This window comes from Chryseobacterium rhizoplanae (assembly GCF_900182655.1).
GTDB classification, from domain to species: domain Bacteria; phylum Bacteroidota; class Bacteroidia; order Flavobacteriales; family Weeksellaceae; genus Chryseobacterium; species Chryseobacterium rhizoplanae.
The window spans coordinates 14,851-32,175 of sequence record NZ_FXTC01000006.1; the positions used below are offsets into that span (position 1 = coordinate 14,851).

24 protein-coding genes are annotated in these 17,325 nt (G+C 36.4%); 14 read left to right on the forward strand and 10 right to left on the reverse strand.

Going from position 1 to position 17,325, the window contains the following annotated elements:
- Positions 1–71: 71 nt before the first annotated feature.
- The 9 genes from FN817_RS14090 to gldB form a co-directional block, all read right to left on the reverse strand.
- Positions 72–1,490 carry a CCA tRNA nucleotidyltransferase gene (locus FN817_RS14090; protein WP_142718521.1) on the reverse strand — a complete coding sequence of 473 codons (1,419 nt, stop codon included), beginning with the start codon at positions 1,488–1,490 and terminating at the stop codon, positions 72–74.
- A gap of 37 nt (positions 1,491–1,527) precedes the next feature.
- Positions 1,528–1,872, reverse strand: coding sequence for a nuclear transport factor 2 family protein (locus tag FN817_RS14095; RefSeq protein WP_142718522.1), 345 nt, complete (start codon positions 1,870–1,872; stop codon positions 1,528–1,530).
- Between the two features lie 107 nt (positions 1,873–1,979).
- On the reverse strand, positions 1,980–2,528 hold the full coding sequence (locus tag FN817_RS14100) for an L-threonylcarbamoyladenylate synthase (protein WP_047387197.1): 549 nt from the start codon (positions 2,526–2,528) through the stop codon (positions 1,980–1,982).
- 302 nt (positions 2,529–2,830) lie between these two features.
- On the reverse strand, positions 2,831–3,259 hold the full coding sequence (gene tnpA / locus FN817_RS14105) for an IS200/IS605 family transposase (RefSeq protein WP_142718523.1): 429 nt from the start codon (positions 3,257–3,259) through the stop codon (positions 2,831–2,833).
- Between the two features lie 280 nt (positions 3,260–3,539).
- Positions 3,540–4,052, reverse strand: a complete 513-nt coding sequence (locus tag FN817_RS14110; protein WP_142718524.1) for a DinB family protein — start codon at positions 4,050–4,052, stop codon at positions 3,540–3,542.
- Between the two features lie 138 nt (positions 4,053–4,190).
- Positions 4,191–4,637, reverse strand: coding sequence for a GNAT family N-acetyltransferase (locus FN817_RS14115; protein ID WP_142718525.1), 447 nt, complete (start codon positions 4,635–4,637; stop codon positions 4,191–4,193).
- 69 nt (positions 4,638–4,706) lie between these two features.
- Entirely contained in the window at positions 4,707–5,849 is a 1,143-nt protein-coding gene (locus tag FN817_RS14120; RefSeq protein ID WP_317129983.1) for a cystathionine gamma-synthase, read from the reverse strand.
- A gap of 131 nt (positions 5,850–5,980) precedes the next feature.
- Complete coding sequence (gene gldC / locus FN817_RS14125) at positions 5,981–6,304, reverse strand: gliding motility protein GldC (RefSeq protein WP_034695059.1); 324 nt, start codon at positions 6,302–6,304, stop codon at positions 5,981–5,983.
- Positions 6,305–6,333: 29 nt separating this feature from the next.
- Positions 6,334–7,320 (reverse strand): gliding motility lipoprotein GldB, encoded by a 987-nt coding sequence (gldB, locus tag FN817_RS14130; RefSeq protein WP_185114216.1) that lies wholly within the window; start codon positions 7,318–7,320, stop codon positions 6,334–6,336.
- 52 nt (positions 7,321–7,372) lie between these two features.
- On the opposite strand from gldB, the gene FN817_RS14135 reads away from it, so the two are divergent.
- The 8 genes from FN817_RS14135 to FN817_RS14165 all read left to right on the forward strand — a co-directional run bounded on the left by FN817_RS14135 (position 7,373) and on the right by FN817_RS14165 (position 11,250).
- A complete protein-coding gene (locus FN817_RS14135; protein ID WP_142718527.1) occupies positions 7,373–8,011 on the forward strand; it encodes a leucine-rich repeat domain-containing protein in 639 nt (212 codons plus the stop codon).
- A 12-nt stretch (positions 8,012–8,023) separates the two neighbouring features.
- On the forward strand, positions 8,024–8,560 hold the full coding sequence (locus tag FN817_RS14140; RefSeq protein ID WP_142718528.1) for a GNAT family N-acetyltransferase: 537 nt from the start codon (positions 8,024–8,026) through the stop codon (positions 8,558–8,560).
- Between the two features lie 61 nt (positions 8,561–8,621).
- Entirely contained in the window at positions 8,622–8,861 is a 240-nt protein-coding gene (locus FN817_RS23635; protein WP_449386073.1) for a GNAT family N-acetyltransferase, read from the forward strand.
- A 21-nt stretch (positions 8,862–8,882) separates the two neighbouring features.
- On the forward strand, positions 8,883–9,080 hold the full coding sequence (locus tag FN817_RS23640; protein WP_449386075.1) for a hypothetical protein: 198 nt from the start codon (positions 8,883–8,885) through the stop codon (positions 9,078–9,080).
- Positions 9,081–9,095: 15 nt separating this feature from the next.
- On the forward strand, positions 9,096–9,887 hold the full coding sequence (nadE, locus tag FN817_RS14150) for an NAD(+) synthase (protein ID WP_142718529.1): 792 nt from the start codon (positions 9,096–9,098) through the stop codon (positions 9,885–9,887).
- Positions 9,888–9,913: 26 nt separating this feature from the next.
- Entirely contained in the window at positions 9,914–10,426 is a 513-nt protein-coding gene (locus FN817_RS14155; RefSeq protein WP_228451567.1) for a ribonuclease domain-containing protein, read from the forward strand.
- A gap of 73 nt (positions 10,427–10,499) precedes the next feature.
- A complete protein-coding gene (locus FN817_RS23535) occupies positions 10,500–10,652 on the forward strand; it encodes a GIY-YIG nuclease family protein (protein WP_317129984.1) in 153 nt (50 codons plus the stop codon).
- Between the two features lie 280 nt (positions 10,653–10,932).
- Positions 10,933–11,250 (forward strand): barstar family protein, encoded by a 318-nt coding sequence (locus FN817_RS14165; RefSeq protein WP_142718530.1) that lies wholly within the window; start codon positions 10,933–10,935, stop codon positions 11,248–11,250.
- 122 nt (positions 11,251–11,372) lie between these two features.
- On the opposite strand, the gene cdd is transcribed toward FN817_RS14165, so the two are convergent.
- Entirely contained in the window at positions 11,373–11,855 is a 483-nt protein-coding gene (cdd, locus tag FN817_RS14170; RefSeq protein ID WP_047420954.1) for a cytidine deaminase, read from the reverse strand.
- Between the two features lie 100 nt (positions 11,856–11,955).
- Between cdd and namA the strand changes: the two genes are divergently transcribed.
- The 6 genes from namA to FN817_RS14195 all read left to right on the forward strand — a co-directional run bounded on the left by namA (position 11,956) and on the right by FN817_RS14195 (position 17,305).
- Positions 11,956–13,008 carry an NADPH dehydrogenase NamA gene (namA, locus tag FN817_RS14175; protein ID WP_142718531.1) on the forward strand — a complete coding sequence of 351 codons (1,053 nt, stop codon included), beginning with the start codon at positions 11,956–11,958 and terminating at the stop codon, positions 13,006–13,008.
- Positions 13,009–13,036: 28 nt separating this feature from the next.
- On the forward strand, positions 13,037–13,315 hold the full coding sequence (locus FN817_RS14180) for a DUF2752 domain-containing protein (RefSeq protein ID WP_142718532.1): 279 nt from the start codon (positions 13,037–13,039) through the stop codon (positions 13,313–13,315).
- Positions 13,316–13,607: 292 nt separating this feature from the next.
- On the forward strand, positions 13,608–14,012 hold the full coding sequence (gene tssD / locus FN817_RS14185; RefSeq protein ID WP_142718533.1) for a type VI secretion system tube protein TssD: 405 nt from the start codon (positions 13,608–13,610) through the stop codon (positions 14,010–14,012).
- 150 nt (positions 14,013–14,162) lie between these two features.
- Positions 14,163–16,094: a type VI secretion system Vgr family protein gene (locus FN817_RS14190; protein ID WP_142718534.1), complete on the forward strand. Its 1,932-nt coding sequence runs from the start codon at positions 14,163–14,165 to the stop codon at positions 16,092–16,094.
- A 1-nt stretch (position 16,095) separates the two neighbouring features.
- Positions 16,096–16,266, forward strand: coding sequence for a hypothetical protein (locus FN817_RS23190; protein WP_167498872.1), 171 nt, complete (start codon positions 16,096–16,098; stop codon positions 16,264–16,266).
- A gap of 61 nt (positions 16,267–16,327) precedes the next feature.
- Entirely contained in the window at positions 16,328–17,305 is a 978-nt protein-coding gene (locus tag FN817_RS14195; RefSeq protein WP_228451568.1) for a DUF2931 family protein, read from the forward strand.
- The last annotated feature ends 20 nt before the right edge of the window (positions 17,306–17,325 follow it).

Here is a 17,325-nt window from a genome sequence, read left to right on the forward strand (position 1 = left end):
TTCATAGTGAACAAAAAAATCGCGGCGGGATGGAACATCCCGCCGCGATTTTTTATTATTTATCAATTGAATTATAGTGTCAATCCCAGTTTTTCCGCCTCAACAATCACAAATTTTGTGGCTTCTTCTTTTTCATTGGGAATTTCACCTTCAAGAATAGCCTCTTTAACTTTCTCTTTTAAAATACCGATTTCGCGGCCCGGCTTAAGATTAAACATTTCCATGATCTCTTCACCGGTAATAGGGGGCTGGAAGTTTCTTACCTGATCTTTTTCCTCCACTTCTTTGATCTTCACCGCTACATATTCAAAGTTTCTTTTGAATTTTTCCTGTTTCTTAGAATTCTTAGTCGTAATATCAGCTTTGCAAAGGGTGAAAAGATCTTCCAGATCTTCTCCGGCATCAAATAAAAGTCTTCTCAATGCGGAATCCGAAGCATCATCAGTAATCAGAGCAATAGGTCGGGATGAAAGCTTTACCATCTTCTGAACATATTTCATATCACTTCCTAAAGGTAACTTCAAACGCTGGAAAAGTGTCTTGGTCATTTTTGAGCCTAAAAATTCATGCCCGTGAAAAGTCCATCCCGTTCCTTCTACAAATTTTTTCGTAGGGGCCTTACCAATATCATGAAGCAAAGCAGACCAACGGAGCCAAAGATTATCGGTATTCACAGAAATATTATCCACTACTTCCAAAGTATGGTAAAAGTTATCTTTGTGTGTTTGTCCTTCCACTTCTTCCACTCCCTTCAATTCTATCAGTTCCGGAATTATCAGCTTCATAAGACCGGTTTGTTCCATCAACCTCAGTCCGACAGACGGTTTTTCAGACAGCATGATTTTGTTGAATTCTACCATGATTCTTTCCATCGAAACAATCTTGATTCTTTCTGCTTCCTGCTGGATAGCCTGCAGAGAGTTCTCCTCAATTTTAAAATTTAAAGTTGAAGCAAAACGCACGGCTCTCATCATCCTCAACGGATCATCAGAATAGGTCTGAGCAGGTTCTAAAGGAGTCCTTAAAATACCTTTTTCAAGATCATCAACCCCATTGAAGGGATCAATAAGTTCCCCGAAATTATCTTTATTTAAAGAAATAGCCATCGCATTGATGGTGAAATCTCTTCTTTTCTGGTCATCTTCAAGGCTTCCGCCTTCCACTTCAGGTTTTCTGCTGTTTTCAGTGTAGCTTTCTTTTCTTGCTCCCACAAATTCCAGATCAAGGTCTTTATACTTGATCATTGCCGTTCCATACGTTTTGAATACGGAAACTTTTAATTTAGGATCTATATCCTGAGCTACACTCTGGGCAAGCTCAATACCACTTTGTTCGGTCACAAAATCTATATCTGTGGAAGCTTTTCTTTTCATCAGAAGGTCACGAACATAACCGCCCACAATATATACGGACTGATTATTCCTTTCTGCTGCTTCAGAAATTATTTTAAAAAGTTTTAAATTCTTATTTTGATTAAGATTAATTATCATCGTTAATAATAGTGTCAATTTCTACCAATGTTACTCATTAATCGTAATGAGCGTACATTCTACTAATTTTTCCGTCTTCATTAAAAAACATGACTTCAACAGCATGTTTATCCATGATCGACTTATAAAATAATGCTACGGAATCTACTCCTGCCGTGGAATGAATAAGATCAAAATGAAGATCCGGAAACTTATCCAGGGCTTTTCGCCAATATTCACGGACGGCTTCTTTTCCTTTTAAAGAACTTTCTTTACCACCTGTAGCCACAGCAATCATGGGAGTTGTAATCTCAATATCATCCGAATAGTGGGTGAGAATAGCCTCTAAATCATGAGAATTCCATGCATTAATCCACATTTGAGCAAATTCCTGATGATTCATAGCAAATAATTTATGAGTTGAGTTTGCAAAGATAGAATTAAAAAAAAGAAATCCTGCCGATATGAACTGACAAGACTCTAAAAAATAAACAGAAAAGTTAAGAACTTCTATTCTCTAAGAACCTTTATTCTGTTGTCATTCCATATTTTGATCACCGAAGAACCTGAGTATTTTGAAACTTTTTCTCTGTCTTCCTCTACTGCATAATCTACAAGACTGATCATCTCCTCAGAAATATCAGAGAATTTCAATGGGCTTTTCTCACCACTGAAATTGGCAGAGGTAGATACCAAAGGTTTGTTCAGTTTTGTAATCAGTTTTTTGCAGAAATCATTTTTTACAAGACGTATCCCTATGCTTCCATCCTCCGCAAGAAGTTCTTTGGGTAAACCCCTTGGATTTTCATAAACAATAGTTACCGGCTTTTCACTAAGATCAATAATTTCCCAGGCCATCTCAGGAACATCCACCAGATCCTGAAGCCTTTTTTCAGACTCTACAAGAATGATCATGGATTTATTTTTTTCGCGCTTCTTAATGTCAAAAATTTTATTGACAGCTTCTATATTGGTAGCATCACAACCAATTCCCCAAATGGTATCTGTAGGGTAAAGGATTGTTCCGCCGGATTTTAATATTTCGATAATATGTTCCATAATTGTAGTAAGTTCAAAGGGGGAATAAAGGTAGGGAATATAAGGATTTTGGGCAAAAAATTAGGATGGAAATGTGGTCAGGTTGATAAGTTTTGGCTGAAGCCAATGGAATGAGATGTAAGGTGAAAACGGGCTAAAGCCCGTTCCTATTGATGTTTTTATGATATATTGTTTTATTATATTTTTATATGGTGTAATTAAGATACTATTTAATGAATTGGAGATATTATTCTATTCAATAGAAATGGGCTTTAGCCATTTAATTCAGATATAAAAAAACTCTGGCTTTAGCCGAAACTTAATTAAGTTTTAAAATTATACTTTTCAACAAATTCTCTATACTCTTCAGTAAAACTCTTTTTCTGATGATGCTTCTCCTGATTCTTAATATAATGTCTTACAGAATCTATCATAGATTCAGAAACAGAAACAGCAAAATATTCATCCTGCCATGAGAATTTTCCTTTTACAAGATCATTCTTATTAATCCAATGGGATGATTCTCCCTTTATTAATTGTACAATTCTTTCAATATTCTGATTTGATCCCAGAGAAATAAGGCAGTGACAATGGTCTGAATATCCATTAATCATATCTAAAAATATTCCTTTTTCTGTAGCATATTCTTTGATATGTTTCCAAACCTTAAGACGGATGTCGAATGTATTGAGAAAGGGGTCTCTGTTTCTTGTAGAAAAGACAAGATGAATGTAAATTTTGATAAAAGCCATTTGTGTTGTTTTATCAAAAGTAATGTTTTTTATTTTTAATAAGTTTTGGCTAAAGCCAATGGAATGATATGTAATGTAAAAACGGGCTAAAGCCCGTTCCTATTGATGTTTTAATGATATAATGTTTTATTATATTTTATATGGTGTAATTAAGATACTATTTAATGAATTGGAGATATTATTTTATTCAATAGAAATGGGCTTTAGCCCATTTAATTCAGAGATAAAAAAACCTCTGGCTTTAGCCAAAACTTATGATAATTCAACCTTATTTTAATTCCTATATCCATCCCAACTTAGATAAATATCTTTCCTCAATAATATTCAGGTGATGGTAATTGTGTCCTACAATCAGTTTTCCGATGGTTTCTACAGAAATTTCATGGCCATTGGCTGTACCTGTATTTTGTAAAGCAGAAGGTTGAAGAGTTTCTAATAAAATCTGAGAAGATTTTCTTACCAGTTTGTATTCATCCAAAAGAGATTCAAGTGTTCTTTCACTGGCGAAAGACTGATTGGCATATTCATTTTCATCAAATCCCGGAAGATTATTTTTCTCTCCTCTGGCGAAAGCTAATATTCTATATTGGAAAACTCTTTCCGTATCTGATAGGTGGAGCAGAAGTCCTTTCAATGTCCATTTTCCTTCAGTATAGGCAAAATTAGACTGTTCTTCGGTAAGATTAGAATAGATTCCTATGGTTTTGTCAGCTGATATTTGCAGTTCGTTTAACCAGTTTCCGGATGGAATCTGATCTAAATATCTTTGAATGTATTTTTGAAAATCGGTCATATTATTTTTTTGTTTTATAAATTGATTTTGAGATGCGGGGTACGAGTTCCGAGATTCGTGATTCGAGTGGTTGACATAAAGAATAGGGATGTTTTTGAATATTTTTTACAAAATTATTCATTACCTATTGCTCATTATTCATGAATTGCTCCACTCGTAGAAGTTCACAGAGTCATACAATTCAAATCCGCAGGCCGGATACAGCTGATTCCCGATATCATTACTTTTCCCTGTTTCCAAAAGGATACCACACGCTTTCGATGTACGGCAGTGTTCTTTGGATTCTTCAATTAATTCTTTAGAAAAGCCTTTTCCTCTATGGGTTTCATTCACGTACAGATCATTCAGCAGCCAGTAACGCTGCATTCTTGTAGATGAAAATATTGGGTATAATTGTACGAAACCTGTTAGTTCACCATTTTCTTCCGCAACAAAAATTTCAGAATCTTTATTTTCAAGTCTTTCCTGAAGAAAACTTGTCGCGGCAGGAATATCTGAAGTCTTATGATAAAATATTCTGTACTGGTCAAATAGTTCAGCCAGCTGAGGCAGATCAGAAATGGCCGCTTTTCTCGTGTTTTTCATAGTATTGAGTGGTGGTTATAATAAAATGAGAAGGATTGATTAACCCCTCTCATTTTAGTTTATAGTACGTTAAGAAAAAGCTTTCTCAAGATCTGCAATAAGATCTTCTGCATCTTCAATTCCTACGCTTAAACGAACAAGGTCATCAGTGATTCCCAGTTCAGCACGTTTTTCTGCCGGGATTGAAGCATGAGTCATCAGAGCAGGGTGGTTAGCCAAAGACTCTACACCTCCTAAAGATTCTGCTAAGGTGAATACTCTTACTTTCTCCAAGAATTTAATAGCATCTTCTTTCTTTCCGGATTTAAAAGTGAATGAAACCATTCCTCCAGCTTCCTTCATCTGAGATTTTGCCAATTCATACTGAGGGTGAGATTCTAATCCCGGATAAATTACTTTATCTACAGCAGGATGATTTTCAAGATACTTGGCTACTGCAAGTCCGTTGTCAGAATGTCTCTGCATTCTTAATGCCAGTGTTTTGATCCCTCTCAATACAAGGTAAGAATCATGAGGTCCTAAAATACCACCACTTGCAAACTGAATAAAGTGAAGTTTTTCTCCCAGTTCAGCATCTTTAGCGATAAGCGCTCCTGCAATCACATCAGAGTGTCCTCCTAAATATTTTGTTGCAGAGTGCATTACAATGTCAGCACCCAAATCAATAGGTCTCTGAATGTATGGCGTTGCAAAAGTATTATCTACTGCTACTAAAATATCTTTTCCTTTTGCAATATCTACAACCGCTTTGATATCTACTAATTTCATCAACGGATTGGTAGGCGTTTCTACCCAGATCAGTTTTGTTTTATCAGTGATAACATCAGCTATTTTAGAAACATCATCGAAATTAACGAACGTAAACTTCAGTTGATATTTTTCGAAAAGTCTTGTGAACATTCTGTAAGTACCTCCATAAAGGTCATCTACAGCAATGACTTCATCACCAGGGTTTAATAATTTCAAAACACAGTCGATGGCAGCAAGACCAGAACCGAAAGCTAAACCTCGCGCTCCATTTTCAATACTTGCCAAAGAATCCTCCAATGCCTGTCTTGTAGGGTTGGCTGCTCTTGAATATTCATATCCGGAATGTACTCCGGGGCTTTTCTGTGCAAACGTAGAGGTCAAAAATACAGGAACATTTACAGAACCTGTTGCAGACTCGTGGTGCTGCCCTCCGTGAATTACTTTTGTATTAAAATTCATAATTTTTTGCTTTAGGCTTTGAGCTTAAACAATAAAGGATATTGTTTAAACTCATTGTTTTTTATTAAAATTTGCTATGCTGAATACAAAAAGCTTACCGCTTACTACTTCCAGCTTATTGCAATTGTAGGTTTTTATTTAATGGCAGATTTTACAGCAAACTCTTCTGCAATTTCCTCCATCCATTGTGCTACATCCTCTTCACCTGTCGCTCTCTGATAAGTACTTCCTAAAGATATTAAAATCTGGTGGATAAACATTTTCATCTGATCTACAGGCATTTCTTTAGTCCAAAGATCAATTCTTAATGCCTCTCTTGTCTTATCATCCCATACAGAAATCATAGTTGCTTTAGTATCTTGTTTATCAATACCTCCATCCTGAGCGTTCCATGTAATATTTTCAGGCACATGATTTTCATCAAGCTCTACATCTATCGTAATCTGAGTCTTTCTCATTTTTTCTATTTTTCTAAATTCTAAATTTTCTATTGTTTAAGTTTCGGTTTATAACCGGATTCATTAAAAATGGTTGTTGCATCCATTTTCAGGAAAGCTGTAAGTTTTGTCTCAGGTTTTTCCTTAAGGTATGCCTTACAGATCTGCCATCCTGTAAAAATTCCGATTTGTGGTGAAGATTCATTGTCAATCTCCGTATAAAATTTCGAGAATGGCCCGGGCGATATGAAACGTTCTCCCAGTCTTGGATCATCACCGAAGATCAGGTTGCTTTCTACAAAATAATTCCAGATGTTAGCTTCATTGGCTGTGGCCCATTCATACTGTTTTTTGGTATAATTCATTTTCAGATAATCAGGAACATCAGGAAGAAAAGCGTCCTGAAGAATCATTACTTTTCCGTTCAGAATAATCTGATCAATGAACTTCTGATGGTCAGGAGATTCCGTTACAATATTTTCAGCAAAAAGCTGTGATACCTTAGGAACAATATTCTGCGGATTCATTGATTTTTGAAAATACAGCTCCAATCCTTTATAATTGGGATTTCCATCTCCCATAAAACCGGTAATATCTATAAACAGAAGATTTCCTTTCTGATCATAAAATATCGGATCCTGGATCATCTGTAACGCAGATGAAAATAAATATACTTTGGGGCTTTTGAACTGTGGGAAATAATATTTGATATGCGAGAATAAACTCTTCAGTTCCGTTTGTAATGTAGCCTGATTTATCTTTCCAATGGCTTCTTTGTAGATTTTGATCTCCTCAGCATCCATTCTTCTTTTTTCGAAATCTGCGTCCGAAACACTTCCCTGAAACCATGGGAACTGAGTTTTAAACTGCTCCAGCGGAACATTCGGATTGTAAAATTCTTTGGAAATATCTGTTACATCAACTTTTTCGGCAGTTTCTTTGACTTCTACCTTCCATTGATTTTCAGTTTCTTTTTTGCAGGAAACAAGTCCGGCAGCTAAAATAGAAGAAAGCGCAATATATCTAAAAATCTTCATTATTTTTACATGGAATTTAAGTTTACAAAAATAAGGATTAAATACACAATTCATGATGAAAATTAAAATAATTACAACCCTTTGCCTTATTTTGGGACTTTCTTTTTTCTATGGGCAAAAGCTTGAATTTAAAGATAAAAACTTTGAAAAAGCAGTCCTTGAAAATTTTGATCTGAATAAAAACGGAATACTAGAACTTTCGGAAGCAGGGATGGTTACAAATCTGTTCCTTGTTCAGAAAGGAATTACTTCAACAGAAGATCTGCACTTTTTTAAAAATGTGAAAATGATTATCCTGGACGATAATATGATCAACAATATTGCACTAAACAATCTGGACCAACTGGAATTGTTTTCCTGTACAGGATGTAAAATCTCTTCATTCAAAGCAGAAAATCTGAAAAATTTAAGTGCTTTATATCTGGACAATAATCTGTTGGAAGATATTTCGCTGAATGGAATTCCAAAAATTGACCAATTAACATTATCTTTAAATCAATTAAAAACAATTGACCTGACGCAGTTTATAGCGTTAAGAAAACTGAATGTGGAACATAATAAACTTCAGAAAATTGATATCTCAGGAAACCCGGCTTTGCAAACCCTCAATGTAATGGGAAATAAAATAAAAGAAACAGACATTAAAAAAGGAATAAAAACAGATGTAACTATTTTTGGAGCCGGAGAGTAAAAACTAATAATTATGAAAATAGAAACAGACCGACTGATTTTAAGAAAACTTGAAGATACGGATGTTGAACGTATGTTTCTTCTGGATTCCAATCCGGAAGTGATGAAATATATCGGAGTGCCGATATTGACGGACATCAATGAATCAAAAAAGGTCATCAGTATGATTCAGAAACAGTATGAGGAGAATGGAGTAGGAAGATTGGGTGTGGTGGAAAAAGAAAGTGGGCAGCTGATAGGATGGAGCGGGTTGAAATTACTGACCCATGAAACCAATGGTTACAAAAATGTACTGGAGCTTGGATACCGTTTTCTGCCGGAATCATGGGGTAAAGGATATGCCGTGGAAGCCGGAATAGCTTCTCTGGATTATGGTTTTAATGACCTGAATGCTGAGATTATTTATGCCTATGCTCATTCTGAACATGAGGTGTCTAATCATATTTTAAGAAAATTAGGATTTGAAAAGACCAGTGAGTTTGAAGAACCTGACGGAGTCTGTTTCTGGTACGAACTGAAACGTGAAAAATATAAGAGTAATGAAGATTAGAAAAGAAGAAGAAAAAGATTATAAAAAAGTGTTCAGTCTTGTAGAGTAAGCTTTCAGAGATATGGAACACAGCGATCATCAGGAGCAGTTTCTTGTTGAAAAATTGAGGTTATCCGATGCTTTTATTCCGGAATTGTCATTAGTGGCAGAAGATGACAATGGTGAAATTGCCGGACATGTTCTGTTTACAAAAATTACCATTGAAGGTGATGGAGAATCTTTCCAATCTCTTGCATTGGCACCGGTTTCTGTAAAACCTGTATTTCAAAATCAGGGAATTGGAGGGGAATTGATTCTATAGGGACATCATATTGCTAAAGAATTGGGATATGAATCTGTAATATTAATCGGACATGAAAATTATTATCCGCGCTTTGGTTACAAAAAAACAAGTAATTTTGGGATTTCTTTTCCATTCGATATTCCGGAAGAAAACGGAATGGCTGTAGAATTGGTAAAAGATGGATTAAAAAATAAAAAAGGAGTGGTGAAATACCCTCAGGAATTTGGAATAGACTAAAAAAAAATATAAACGATGCAGACACAAAAAGTGATAGATCATATTGTAAACTGGTTAAAAGATTATGCTGCAAAAGCAAAAGTGAACGGATATGTAATTGGAGTTTCAGGAGGCGTAGATTCAGGAGTTGTTTCTACATTAGCCGCAATGACAGGCCTGAAAACATTACTGATCGGAATGCCAATCCGCCAGAAAGCTGATCAGGTTGATCGTGCACAGGATCATATGAATGACCTTAAATCCAGATTTCCCAATGTAGAAACAATATCTGTAAATCTGACCCCGGCCTTTGAAGAGATCTATAAAACCTTCCATGTAAATGATGAAGTATATCCCAATGAGAATTTGACTTTTGCCAACACAAGAGCACGTCTCAGAATGCTTACACTTTATTATTACGGACAGCTGAACGGGCTTCTTGTTTGTGGAACAGGAAATAAAGTAGAAGATTTTGGAATTGGTTTCTATACAAAATATGGTGATGGTGGGGTAGATGTTTCTCCGATTGCTGATCTTTATAAAACTGAAGTATATGAATTGGCCAAGGGATTAAATCTTATCAAAAGTATTCAGGAGGCTATTCCTACAGACGGGCTTTGGGATACGGAAAGAACAGATGAGCAGCAGATTGGTGCCACTTATCCGGAACTGGAAAAAATCCAGAAAGAATACGGAACAAAAACGGCTGATGACTATGAAGGAAGAGATAAGGAAGTATTCCAGATTTTCGACAGAATGCATAAAGCTGCGAAACACAAAATGGATCCTATTCCGGTTTGTGATATTCCTGAAGAATTGAGAGCATAGAAATGATATTACATTAAATAACAGCTATGAACGGAAAAATAAGATCTGTATTTTTTATCTGTCTGGGACTTCTTTTCGGAATGTCTGTAATGTATGTTTACAATAATTTTATTGCAGATAAAAAAAATCAGCCGGATCCTGGAAAAAAGGAAACGGTGAATTATGGCAGTACCTCTTCGGAAAACCAAAATAGTACTGCATCTGCTCAGGTTTCCATTGATCAATTGACGGAAGAAAAGACGGTGATCAGCTATGTGAAGCAGAATCATAAACTCCCGGATTATTATATCACTAAAAATGAAGCAAGAAAGCAGGGATGGAATCCCTCTAAAGGAAACCTGTGTGATGTACTTCCCGGAAAAGCGATTGGTGGAGATAAATTCGGAAACAGGGAAGGACGTTTGCCTGATGGAGAAAAGTATTTTGAAGCAGATGTGAATTATCATTGTGGTGGAAGGAATGCTGACCGTATCATTTATACCCAAAACGGAGAAGTATATCTTACCAAAAATCATTATAAGAGCTTTGAAAAACAATAACGTCATTGCGAGGAAGAAAGTGACGAAGCAATCTCAAAAATAATAATAAGTGAAAGCAGGTTTTGTCTATATTATGACGAATAAGAATCATACAACTCTTTACACAGGAGTTACTTCAAATCTGCCAAAACGTGTTCAGCAACATAAAGAGTCATATTATTCACAAAGCTTTACCTCAAGATATAATTTATATATTTTGGTGTATGGGAAGCTTTTCAGGAAATAGGTGATGCTATATTTAGAGAAAAACAAATAAAAGCGGGTTCGAGACAAAAGAAATTGGATTTAATTAATAGTATAAACCCAGATTGGAAAGATCTTACGGATGATATCCAGCATATTTTAGATGTTTTTTGAGATTGTTTCGTCGCACAGCTCCTCGCAATGACTAATTTGTATTTAATAGGTGAGAAGTATTAATTTTGATGAATAAAAAGTATAGTAGAAAAACTCTGAAAAGTCTGCAAAACTTTTTTAATCAATAAAAATTGGAAATTTAGTTCAATATGAAGACAGTATATATAGATTTTACAGACATAGGTGACTATGAAGATTTTTACGCCCAGTTGAAGGAAAAAATTCAGCTTCCTGAACATTTTGGCGATAATCTTGATGCACTTTTTGATACCATCACCGGAGATACAGAAATGCCGCTCCACCTGGAATTCGTAAACATGACGGTAGATCAGCTGGAGATTTTTGAAGATCTGCTGACTACTTTGGAAGATGCTGAAGACGAAGTTGAAGACTTTAGCTTTAGCTACTATCTTGAGCAGTATGAAGATGATGGGGATGAGGATGTAGAATCTGAAGACGAAGAATAGAAAAATACAAGACTGTTTCAAATGATGAGACAGTCTTTTTTTATGCTGAAATATGAAATTTATTGATCTTAATCACACCATATCAGAGTTTAAAACCTTGGCATGATGCAGAAAACTCTTTGTTACAAGAATGAAGAATCAAAGTAAAAAGGAAGCAGATCTTTCACTGCATGCACTTTTACAACCTCTTCATTCATGCTTGAGAAATAAAGGTCTATATCTTCATGCTGCTTGGTCTCATATTCTATCAGACTCTGACGGCATGCTCCGCAAGGAGGAATAGGAGGATTCTTTTCATGAAATTCTTTAGGACCTCCCACCACAAAGATCTTTTTTATTTTCACATTCGGAAAATTGGCGGCTACCCAGAAAAGAGTTGTTCTCTCTGCACAGAGTCCGGACGGATACGCTGCATTTTCCTGGTTGTTCCCGGAGTAGATTTCTCCGTTTTCCAATAATACGGAGCATCCTACCAGAAACTGGGAATAAGGTGCATAAGCATTCTCACGAGCCTCTTTGGCTCTTTCAAATAATTTATTTTCTATATCATTCAGTTCACTGCTATTTTTAAAATATTCGTAACTGATCTGTAGGTCTTTTTTCATATATTGTAGACTAAAAAAGGGGGGTAAAATTAGTTCTTTTTAATGAGGTGGACAATATTTTATTCTTCCAGTGAAAAGTTTAATTTTTTTAAAAGATATAATGTTATATACACCAATAAAATTCAGGAATGTAGAGTTAAAAAACAGATGGGTAATGTCACCCATGTGTATGTATTCATGTGAAAACGGAGAAGCGAATGACTTCCATTTTGTACACTACGGAAGCCGATCACAAGGCGGTACAGGTCTGTTGATTGTAGAAGCTACCGGAGTAGAACCTAAAGGCAGAATTACCAATCACTGCATGGGAATCTGGAATGATGAGCAGGCAGAAAAATTACAAAAGATTGTGGAGTTTGTCCATAAAAACTCTGACAGCAAAATAGGAATTCAGCTGGCTCATGCCGGAAGAAAAGGCTCAACATGGAATAACCTGCAGATCTCTGTTGAAGAAGGCTGGGAAACCGTTGCGCCAAGTCCTATTCCTTATCATCCGACTGAACGAATTCCGCATGCGCTCACTACAGATGAGGTAAAGGAGCAGGTTCAGAATTTTAAAAAAGCGGCTAGAAGAGCCGTAAAAGCGGGTTTTGACGTTATTGAGCTTCATGGGGCACACGGATATCTTATTCATCAGTTTCTGTCACCGCTTTCCAATATCAGAACAGACGAATATGGGGGCAGTTTTGAAAACAGGATCAGGTTTCTGATTGAAATTGTAGATGCTGTTAACGAAGAACTGGATGAAAATACTGCCCTTTTTGTAAGGATTTCCGGAACGGAATATGCAGAGAACGGCTGGGATATTCAAAGCAGTGTAGAACTGGCAAAAATTTTAAAAGAACATGCAGTAGACCTTGTTGATGTTTCCAGTGGTGGAAATATCCATGGAGCAAAAATTCCCGTTTTTGATGGCTATCAGGTTCCTTTTTCATCACAGGTGAGAAATGAAGCCGGTGTAAAGACAGGGGCAGTAGGATTGATAACCAAAATAGAGCAGGCTGAAGAAATCCTTCAGAAAGGTGAAGCTGATCTTATTTTTGTGGCAAGAGAAATTCTCAGAAATCCATATATTGCTGTTCAGGGGTCTTTTGAAATGAAAGAAGACTGCTTTTTTCCACATCAGTATACAAGAGCCAAAATCTCTTCATAATTACAGAAATAGTTACAAAACCACAATAATGGATATTGAAGACTTCATGCTTACCTGCCCCAGTAAAAAGTTCCTGGGGGTAGAATGTCTGGGATGTGGAGCTCAGAGAGCAATTGTACTCGTATTTGAAGGAAAGTTTTCTGAAGCTTTTCAAATGTATCCTGCCGTATATACTTTATTATTGTTTTTTTTTACTCTGAGCCTGAGCTTTATTGATAAAAAAAGAAAATACACCAATATTTTAATGGGTCTCGTAATCATTAACCTTATTATCATGATAATTGGGTATGGGTATAAGCATTATTGAGTTTACCAAAAAGAAATGCTAAATCATTGATATTGAATAAAGTGGTTGTTTTTTTGTTTTCTTTGTTTACGCGGTTATAAAGGGTTGTGTAGAAAAATTTCAATGAAAAATAAGGTAATTTAGTTTAAAATTCTAGAATTGATTTTTAATTCGAAATTTTAATAAATGTCGTAGAACTACTACAATTTATGAAACTGTTATCCAAAAACTTTTTAAATTAGAACATGAAGTCTATCTTTGTTGTATAAATCCTATATCTGGGAACAGTTGTTAATGATTAAAATTTAAGAATATGGCAGGAAATTCAAGAGGAATCTTAAAATTCAATGGAGGGGAAGGTCAGAAGTTATTAAAGCTTAACTACAGCGTATCAAGATCCACAGACATTTCAGGACGTGTAGCTTCTGATCCGTCAAACGCATTAATTAAAGTAACTATTGAAGCAACAGAAAAATCTGATGTTTTAGAAAGTTTACTGAACAGCAAATATAAACCTACGAGCGGAGAAATAAACTTTAATAAATCTCACGAAGAAGGAACACTGATTTCTTTGAAGTGGGAAAACGGATATGTTATCCAGCATGAAGTAGACTTTGATGCAGTGGACAGCAACAATATGCTGATCAGCTTTGTAGTAAGCGCTGAAAGCATTACATATGGAAACTCATCTTATGATGGACTTTGGCCAATGAGCTAGGTCTTTCATGAGCAAAAAATAAAAGACTGTCCTTAAATAAGACGGTCTTTTTTTACCTTAGACTATATTCAGCAGGCACTTTTGTTTTTATTTTTAAATTCCCGTCCTATTGAATAATCGGTTAGAAAATTAATCAAATCACTAAAAAATATGTCAAATACACCTGGAAAATCACAAGCGACATCTTTTCGTCCTACGCAGAATGCAGATGGTATTTCCGAAAACCATCATACAGGTATCAACCGTTTGGTAAAACTTTCTCTTGTCATAGAAGGGAAAATTATCAAGTATTATAAGCATTTTAAGCTTAAGCAAAGCACCAGACGACACCATGAATTTACACTGACACTGGCACATGATACCCTGGGAGACAGACAGACCCATTCTTTGGAAGAAGCTAATAAGTTTCTTGGAAAACGACTTACAGCTGTTATTTCCTATAAAGATATAGACAACAGCCCGGAAAGAACCTTTGTGGGAGTGATTACAGGAGTAGGATTCAGCCAGGAACAAATGAGCTTGGGAAACATTGTCCTTACCGGATACAGTCCTACCATTCTCCTTGACGGGGCGCCGCATATCCAGAGTTTTGGAGGTGCGCAGTCTGTAAATATAGGAATCATTGCAGAAGAAGTGATTAAACAGGGAATTGACAAAAGCCGTTTTGATATCAGGGTAGATGCCAATAACTTTTCCCAGATCATCTACAGCAGCCAGTATGATGAAACCCATTATAACTATCTGGCAAGAATGGCTGAAGCGTATGGTGAACAGTTTTACTATGACGGTGAAGTCTTACACTTCGGAAAACTACCTGCTCAAAATAAGCCCATAACCCTTACTTACGGAAGCAGCGCCAATGATATAAAGGTAGAATTGAAAGCTGTACATACCAAGCCGCAATTTTACGGCTACAACAGTAATAAAAATGAAAGACTGACTTCCGGTTCAACACCGATCAAACATGTGGGTGACCTGGCAAAAACAGCTTACAGTCATAACGAATCTATTTATAAAACTCCGGCTTTACAGATTGCTCCCATCAAAGCTGCCACACACCTTGATGTTGAATATTCTCAGAAAAGTGCATCAGGAAGCGAAGCTGTCAACGTTTTTTCCATTTCAGGAAATACAACAGTCCCTTTTCTGCACCCGGGTTGTGTAGCAGATGTGCAGATGCGTAAACAGGATTCTAATGAAACCTCTTATTTCACCAGGATCATGATTACAGAAGCAGAACATGAGATTGATACCATAGGTCATTACAATGGAAGCTTCATAGGAATCGCTGCGGACACAGGCTTTCTTCCAAAACCGGAATACACTATTCCAAAGGCTGAGCCACAGACCGCAACGGTAATTTCCAATACAGATCCCGAAGGACAGGGAAGAGTACAGGTAAGATTTGACTGGCAGACCAACGACACTACTCATTTTATCCGTATGATGAGCCCTGATGCAGGAGGAACAGATCAGATTACCCAAAACCGTGGTTATGTAGCCATTCCGGAAGTGGGAGATCAGGTGATGGTCAACTTTGTTCACAGTCATCCGGACAGACCCTTCGTAATGGGAGGAATGTTCCATGGAGGAATTGCGTTAGGAGGTGGTGTAAACAATCATCTGAAGTCCATCCAAACCAGAAGCGGAATCAGGATTTTAATGAACGATGAAGAAGGAAGTGTAACGATACTTGATCCGAGTGGAAATACTTATTTCATGGACGGACAGGGCAATATCAGCATGAAAGCGCCTAAAAACTTTACTTTAAATGCAGGTGACAATATCAATATCACAGCCGGAAAAGAAATTTCGATAGGAGCAGGAGCAAGTATTACCAGTACTGCAAACGACAATATTGTTTCCATTGCAGGAAAAGATATGAAACTTACGGCTTCGGGAGATATTACAGAAACTTCCGATACCAGAACAGAAATGATTGAAAAAGAATTCAAGAGACAATCTGAAACATCCAACGAAATAGCAGGTGAAATTTCTATGTTCAGCCAACTGGAAAATATGACCATGCAGAGTGGAAAGATTGTAGAATTCAACAGTGCTGAAAAATCAAAACTTTTCTGATATGGCCATCATAAAGACAGCAACCAATCTGCGCATAACAGTAAAAGATTCCTATCATCTTAGCGTAGGAAAAAAGGTTGAAAAAATAGCAAAGAAAATCAATGTGGAAGCACACAGAGATAATCTGATTTTAGCAAGTAACAAGAAGATTATGTCCCATGGTCATAAGTAAACACAACCTGCTGATTCTTTTTATATGGTGTTTTTCATTAACGAATTGTCAGAATAAAAAAATGGAAGAAAAATACAATTGGCTGGGAACCGTTTCTGCCCCACAGGAATATCCGATGGAAGTATATGAAGGAGCTATTGTGGCTGATGATTTCACTTACGCTTTTGATGCCATCTGGGGAACGCAGAATACAGGATGGGGAAAAGAAGGAGGAACGATGAATGTGACCACCGAAAGAATGGATGCCCCTCATCAGTTGGAATTCACATGGTATTCTTTGGTAGAGAAAAAATTCTATACCGGCAAATGGAATCTGGATAAAGAAAAGATCAAAAACCTTTTTGACGAAGGATTTGTAGATCAGGACACGAAAAAGAAATCTACCTACAACTCATTTGTCGTAGGATTGGCTCCGCAGGGCAGAGTGGTCCTTTGGATGAAAGGAGCGGGAAACCAGAAAGAAATAGGAGCTTTCCAGGCTCATGATACTGTTATTACCAAAGAAAAAGCATACGATAATGCTCAGTATATGCTGAACGAAGGCTTTGCAGACAGAATGCTGAAAGATCCTTCCTACAAGACATTCAAACCGGAAGTACGTGAGAAAATTGAAAAAGAAGGATATCCTGCAGCAGATATTTATAATACATATAGAGAGAAATACAACTGGAAACCTTCAGTAGTTCTTCCGGAAGGAGCAACATGGATAGACTTCGGTTTTACCAATTATAACGGAGAACAGGAAAATCTTTTTGACCAGAGTTTGAAAGACAATGCCTATAAAAGCCGGGCTGTTCCAAGGTTCTGCGGTTTTTACTGGAAAGATAAAAATAACAACAGGTATGCAGTATGGATAGACTCTTTTGATGATAAGGAAATATTTGACCTGTTTCAGAAGCTAGGTAAAGATAAAAACATAAATCTTACCATTAAGGTCAATGAAGACAATACAAAAGTCCTGGTGTCCTTAGAATCCGAAAAAGAAAAACTGGCCATTACCAAAGCAAAAATCAGAGTATCCCAAAAGATAGAATCATAGCGTTTATTCAGTCAATTTAA

Bases quoted from the DNA above. Each gene is read 5' to 3' on its own strand.
- FN817_RS14090 (WP_142718521.1), bottom strand. From the start codon at position 1,490: ATGATAATTAATCTTAATCAAAATAAGAATTTAAAACTTTTTAAAATA.
- FN817_RS14095 (WP_142718522.1), bottom strand. From the start codon at position 1,872: ATGAATCATCAGGAATTTGCTCAAATGTGGATTAATGCATGGAATTCT.
- FN817_RS14100 (WP_047387197.1), bottom strand. From the start codon at position 2,528: ATGGAACATATTATCGAAATATTAAAATCCGGCGGAACAATCCTTTAC.
- tnpA (WP_142718523.1), bottom strand. From the start codon at position 3,259: ATGGCTTTTATCAAAATTTACATTCATCTTGTCTTTTCTACAAGAAAC.
- FN817_RS14110 (WP_142718524.1), bottom strand. From the start codon at position 4,052: ATGACCGATTTTCAAAAATACATTCAAAGATATTTAGATCAGATTCCA.
- FN817_RS14115 (WP_142718525.1), bottom strand. From the start codon at position 4,637: ATGAAAAACACGAGAAAAGCGGCCATTTCTGATCTGCCTCAGCTGGCT.
- gldC (WP_034695059.1), bottom strand. From the start codon at position 6,304: ATGAGAAAGACTCAGATTACGATAGATGTAGAGCTTGATGAAAATCAT.
- gldB (WP_185114216.1), bottom strand. From the start codon at position 7,320: ATGAAGATTTTTAGATATATTGCGCTTTCTTCTATTTTAGCTGCCGGA.
- FN817_RS14135 (WP_142718527.1), top strand. From the start codon at position 7,373: ATGATGAAAATTAAAATAATTACAACCCTTTGCCTTATTTTGGGACTT.
- FN817_RS14140 (WP_142718528.1), top strand. From the start codon at position 8,024: ATGAAAATAGAAACAGACCGACTGATTTTAAGAAAACTTGAAGATACG.
- FN817_RS23635 (WP_449386073.1), top strand. From the start codon at position 8,622: ATGGAACACAGCGATCATCAGGAGCAGTTTCTTGTTGAAAAATTGAGG.
- nadE (WP_142718529.1), top strand. From the start codon at position 9,096: ATGCAGACACAAAAAGTGATAGATCATATTGTAAACTGGTTAAAAGAT.
- FN817_RS14155 (WP_228451567.1), top strand. From the start codon at position 9,914: ATGAACGGAAAAATAAGATCTGTATTTTTTATCTGTCTGGGACTTCTT.
- FN817_RS23535 (WP_317129984.1), top strand. From the start codon at position 10,500: ATGACGAATAAGAATCATACAACTCTTTACACAGGAGTTACTTCAAAT.
- FN817_RS14165 (WP_142718530.1), top strand. From the start codon at position 10,933: ATGAAGACAGTATATATAGATTTTACAGACATAGGTGACTATGAAGAT.
- cdd (WP_047420954.1), bottom strand. From the start codon at position 11,855: ATGAAAAAAGACCTACAGATCAGTTACGAATATTTTAAAAATAGCAGT.
- namA (WP_142718531.1), top strand. From the start codon at position 11,956: ATGTTATATACACCAATAAAATTCAGGAATGTAGAGTTAAAAAACAGA.
- FN817_RS14180 (WP_142718532.1), top strand. From the start codon at position 13,037: ATGGATATTGAAGACTTCATGCTTACCTGCCCCAGTAAAAAGTTCCTG.
- tssD (WP_142718533.1), top strand. From the start codon at position 13,608: ATGGCAGGAAATTCAAGAGGAATCTTAAAATTCAATGGAGGGGAAGGT.
- FN817_RS14190 (WP_142718534.1), top strand. From the start codon at position 14,163: ATGTCAAATACACCTGGAAAATCACAAGCGACATCTTTTCGTCCTACG.
- FN817_RS23190 (WP_167498872.1), top strand. From the start codon at position 16,096: ATGGCCATCATAAAGACAGCAACCAATCTGCGCATAACAGTAAAAGAT.
- FN817_RS14195 (WP_228451568.1), top strand. From the start codon at position 16,328: ATGGAAGAAAAATACAATTGGCTGGGAACCGTTTCTGCCCCACAGGAA.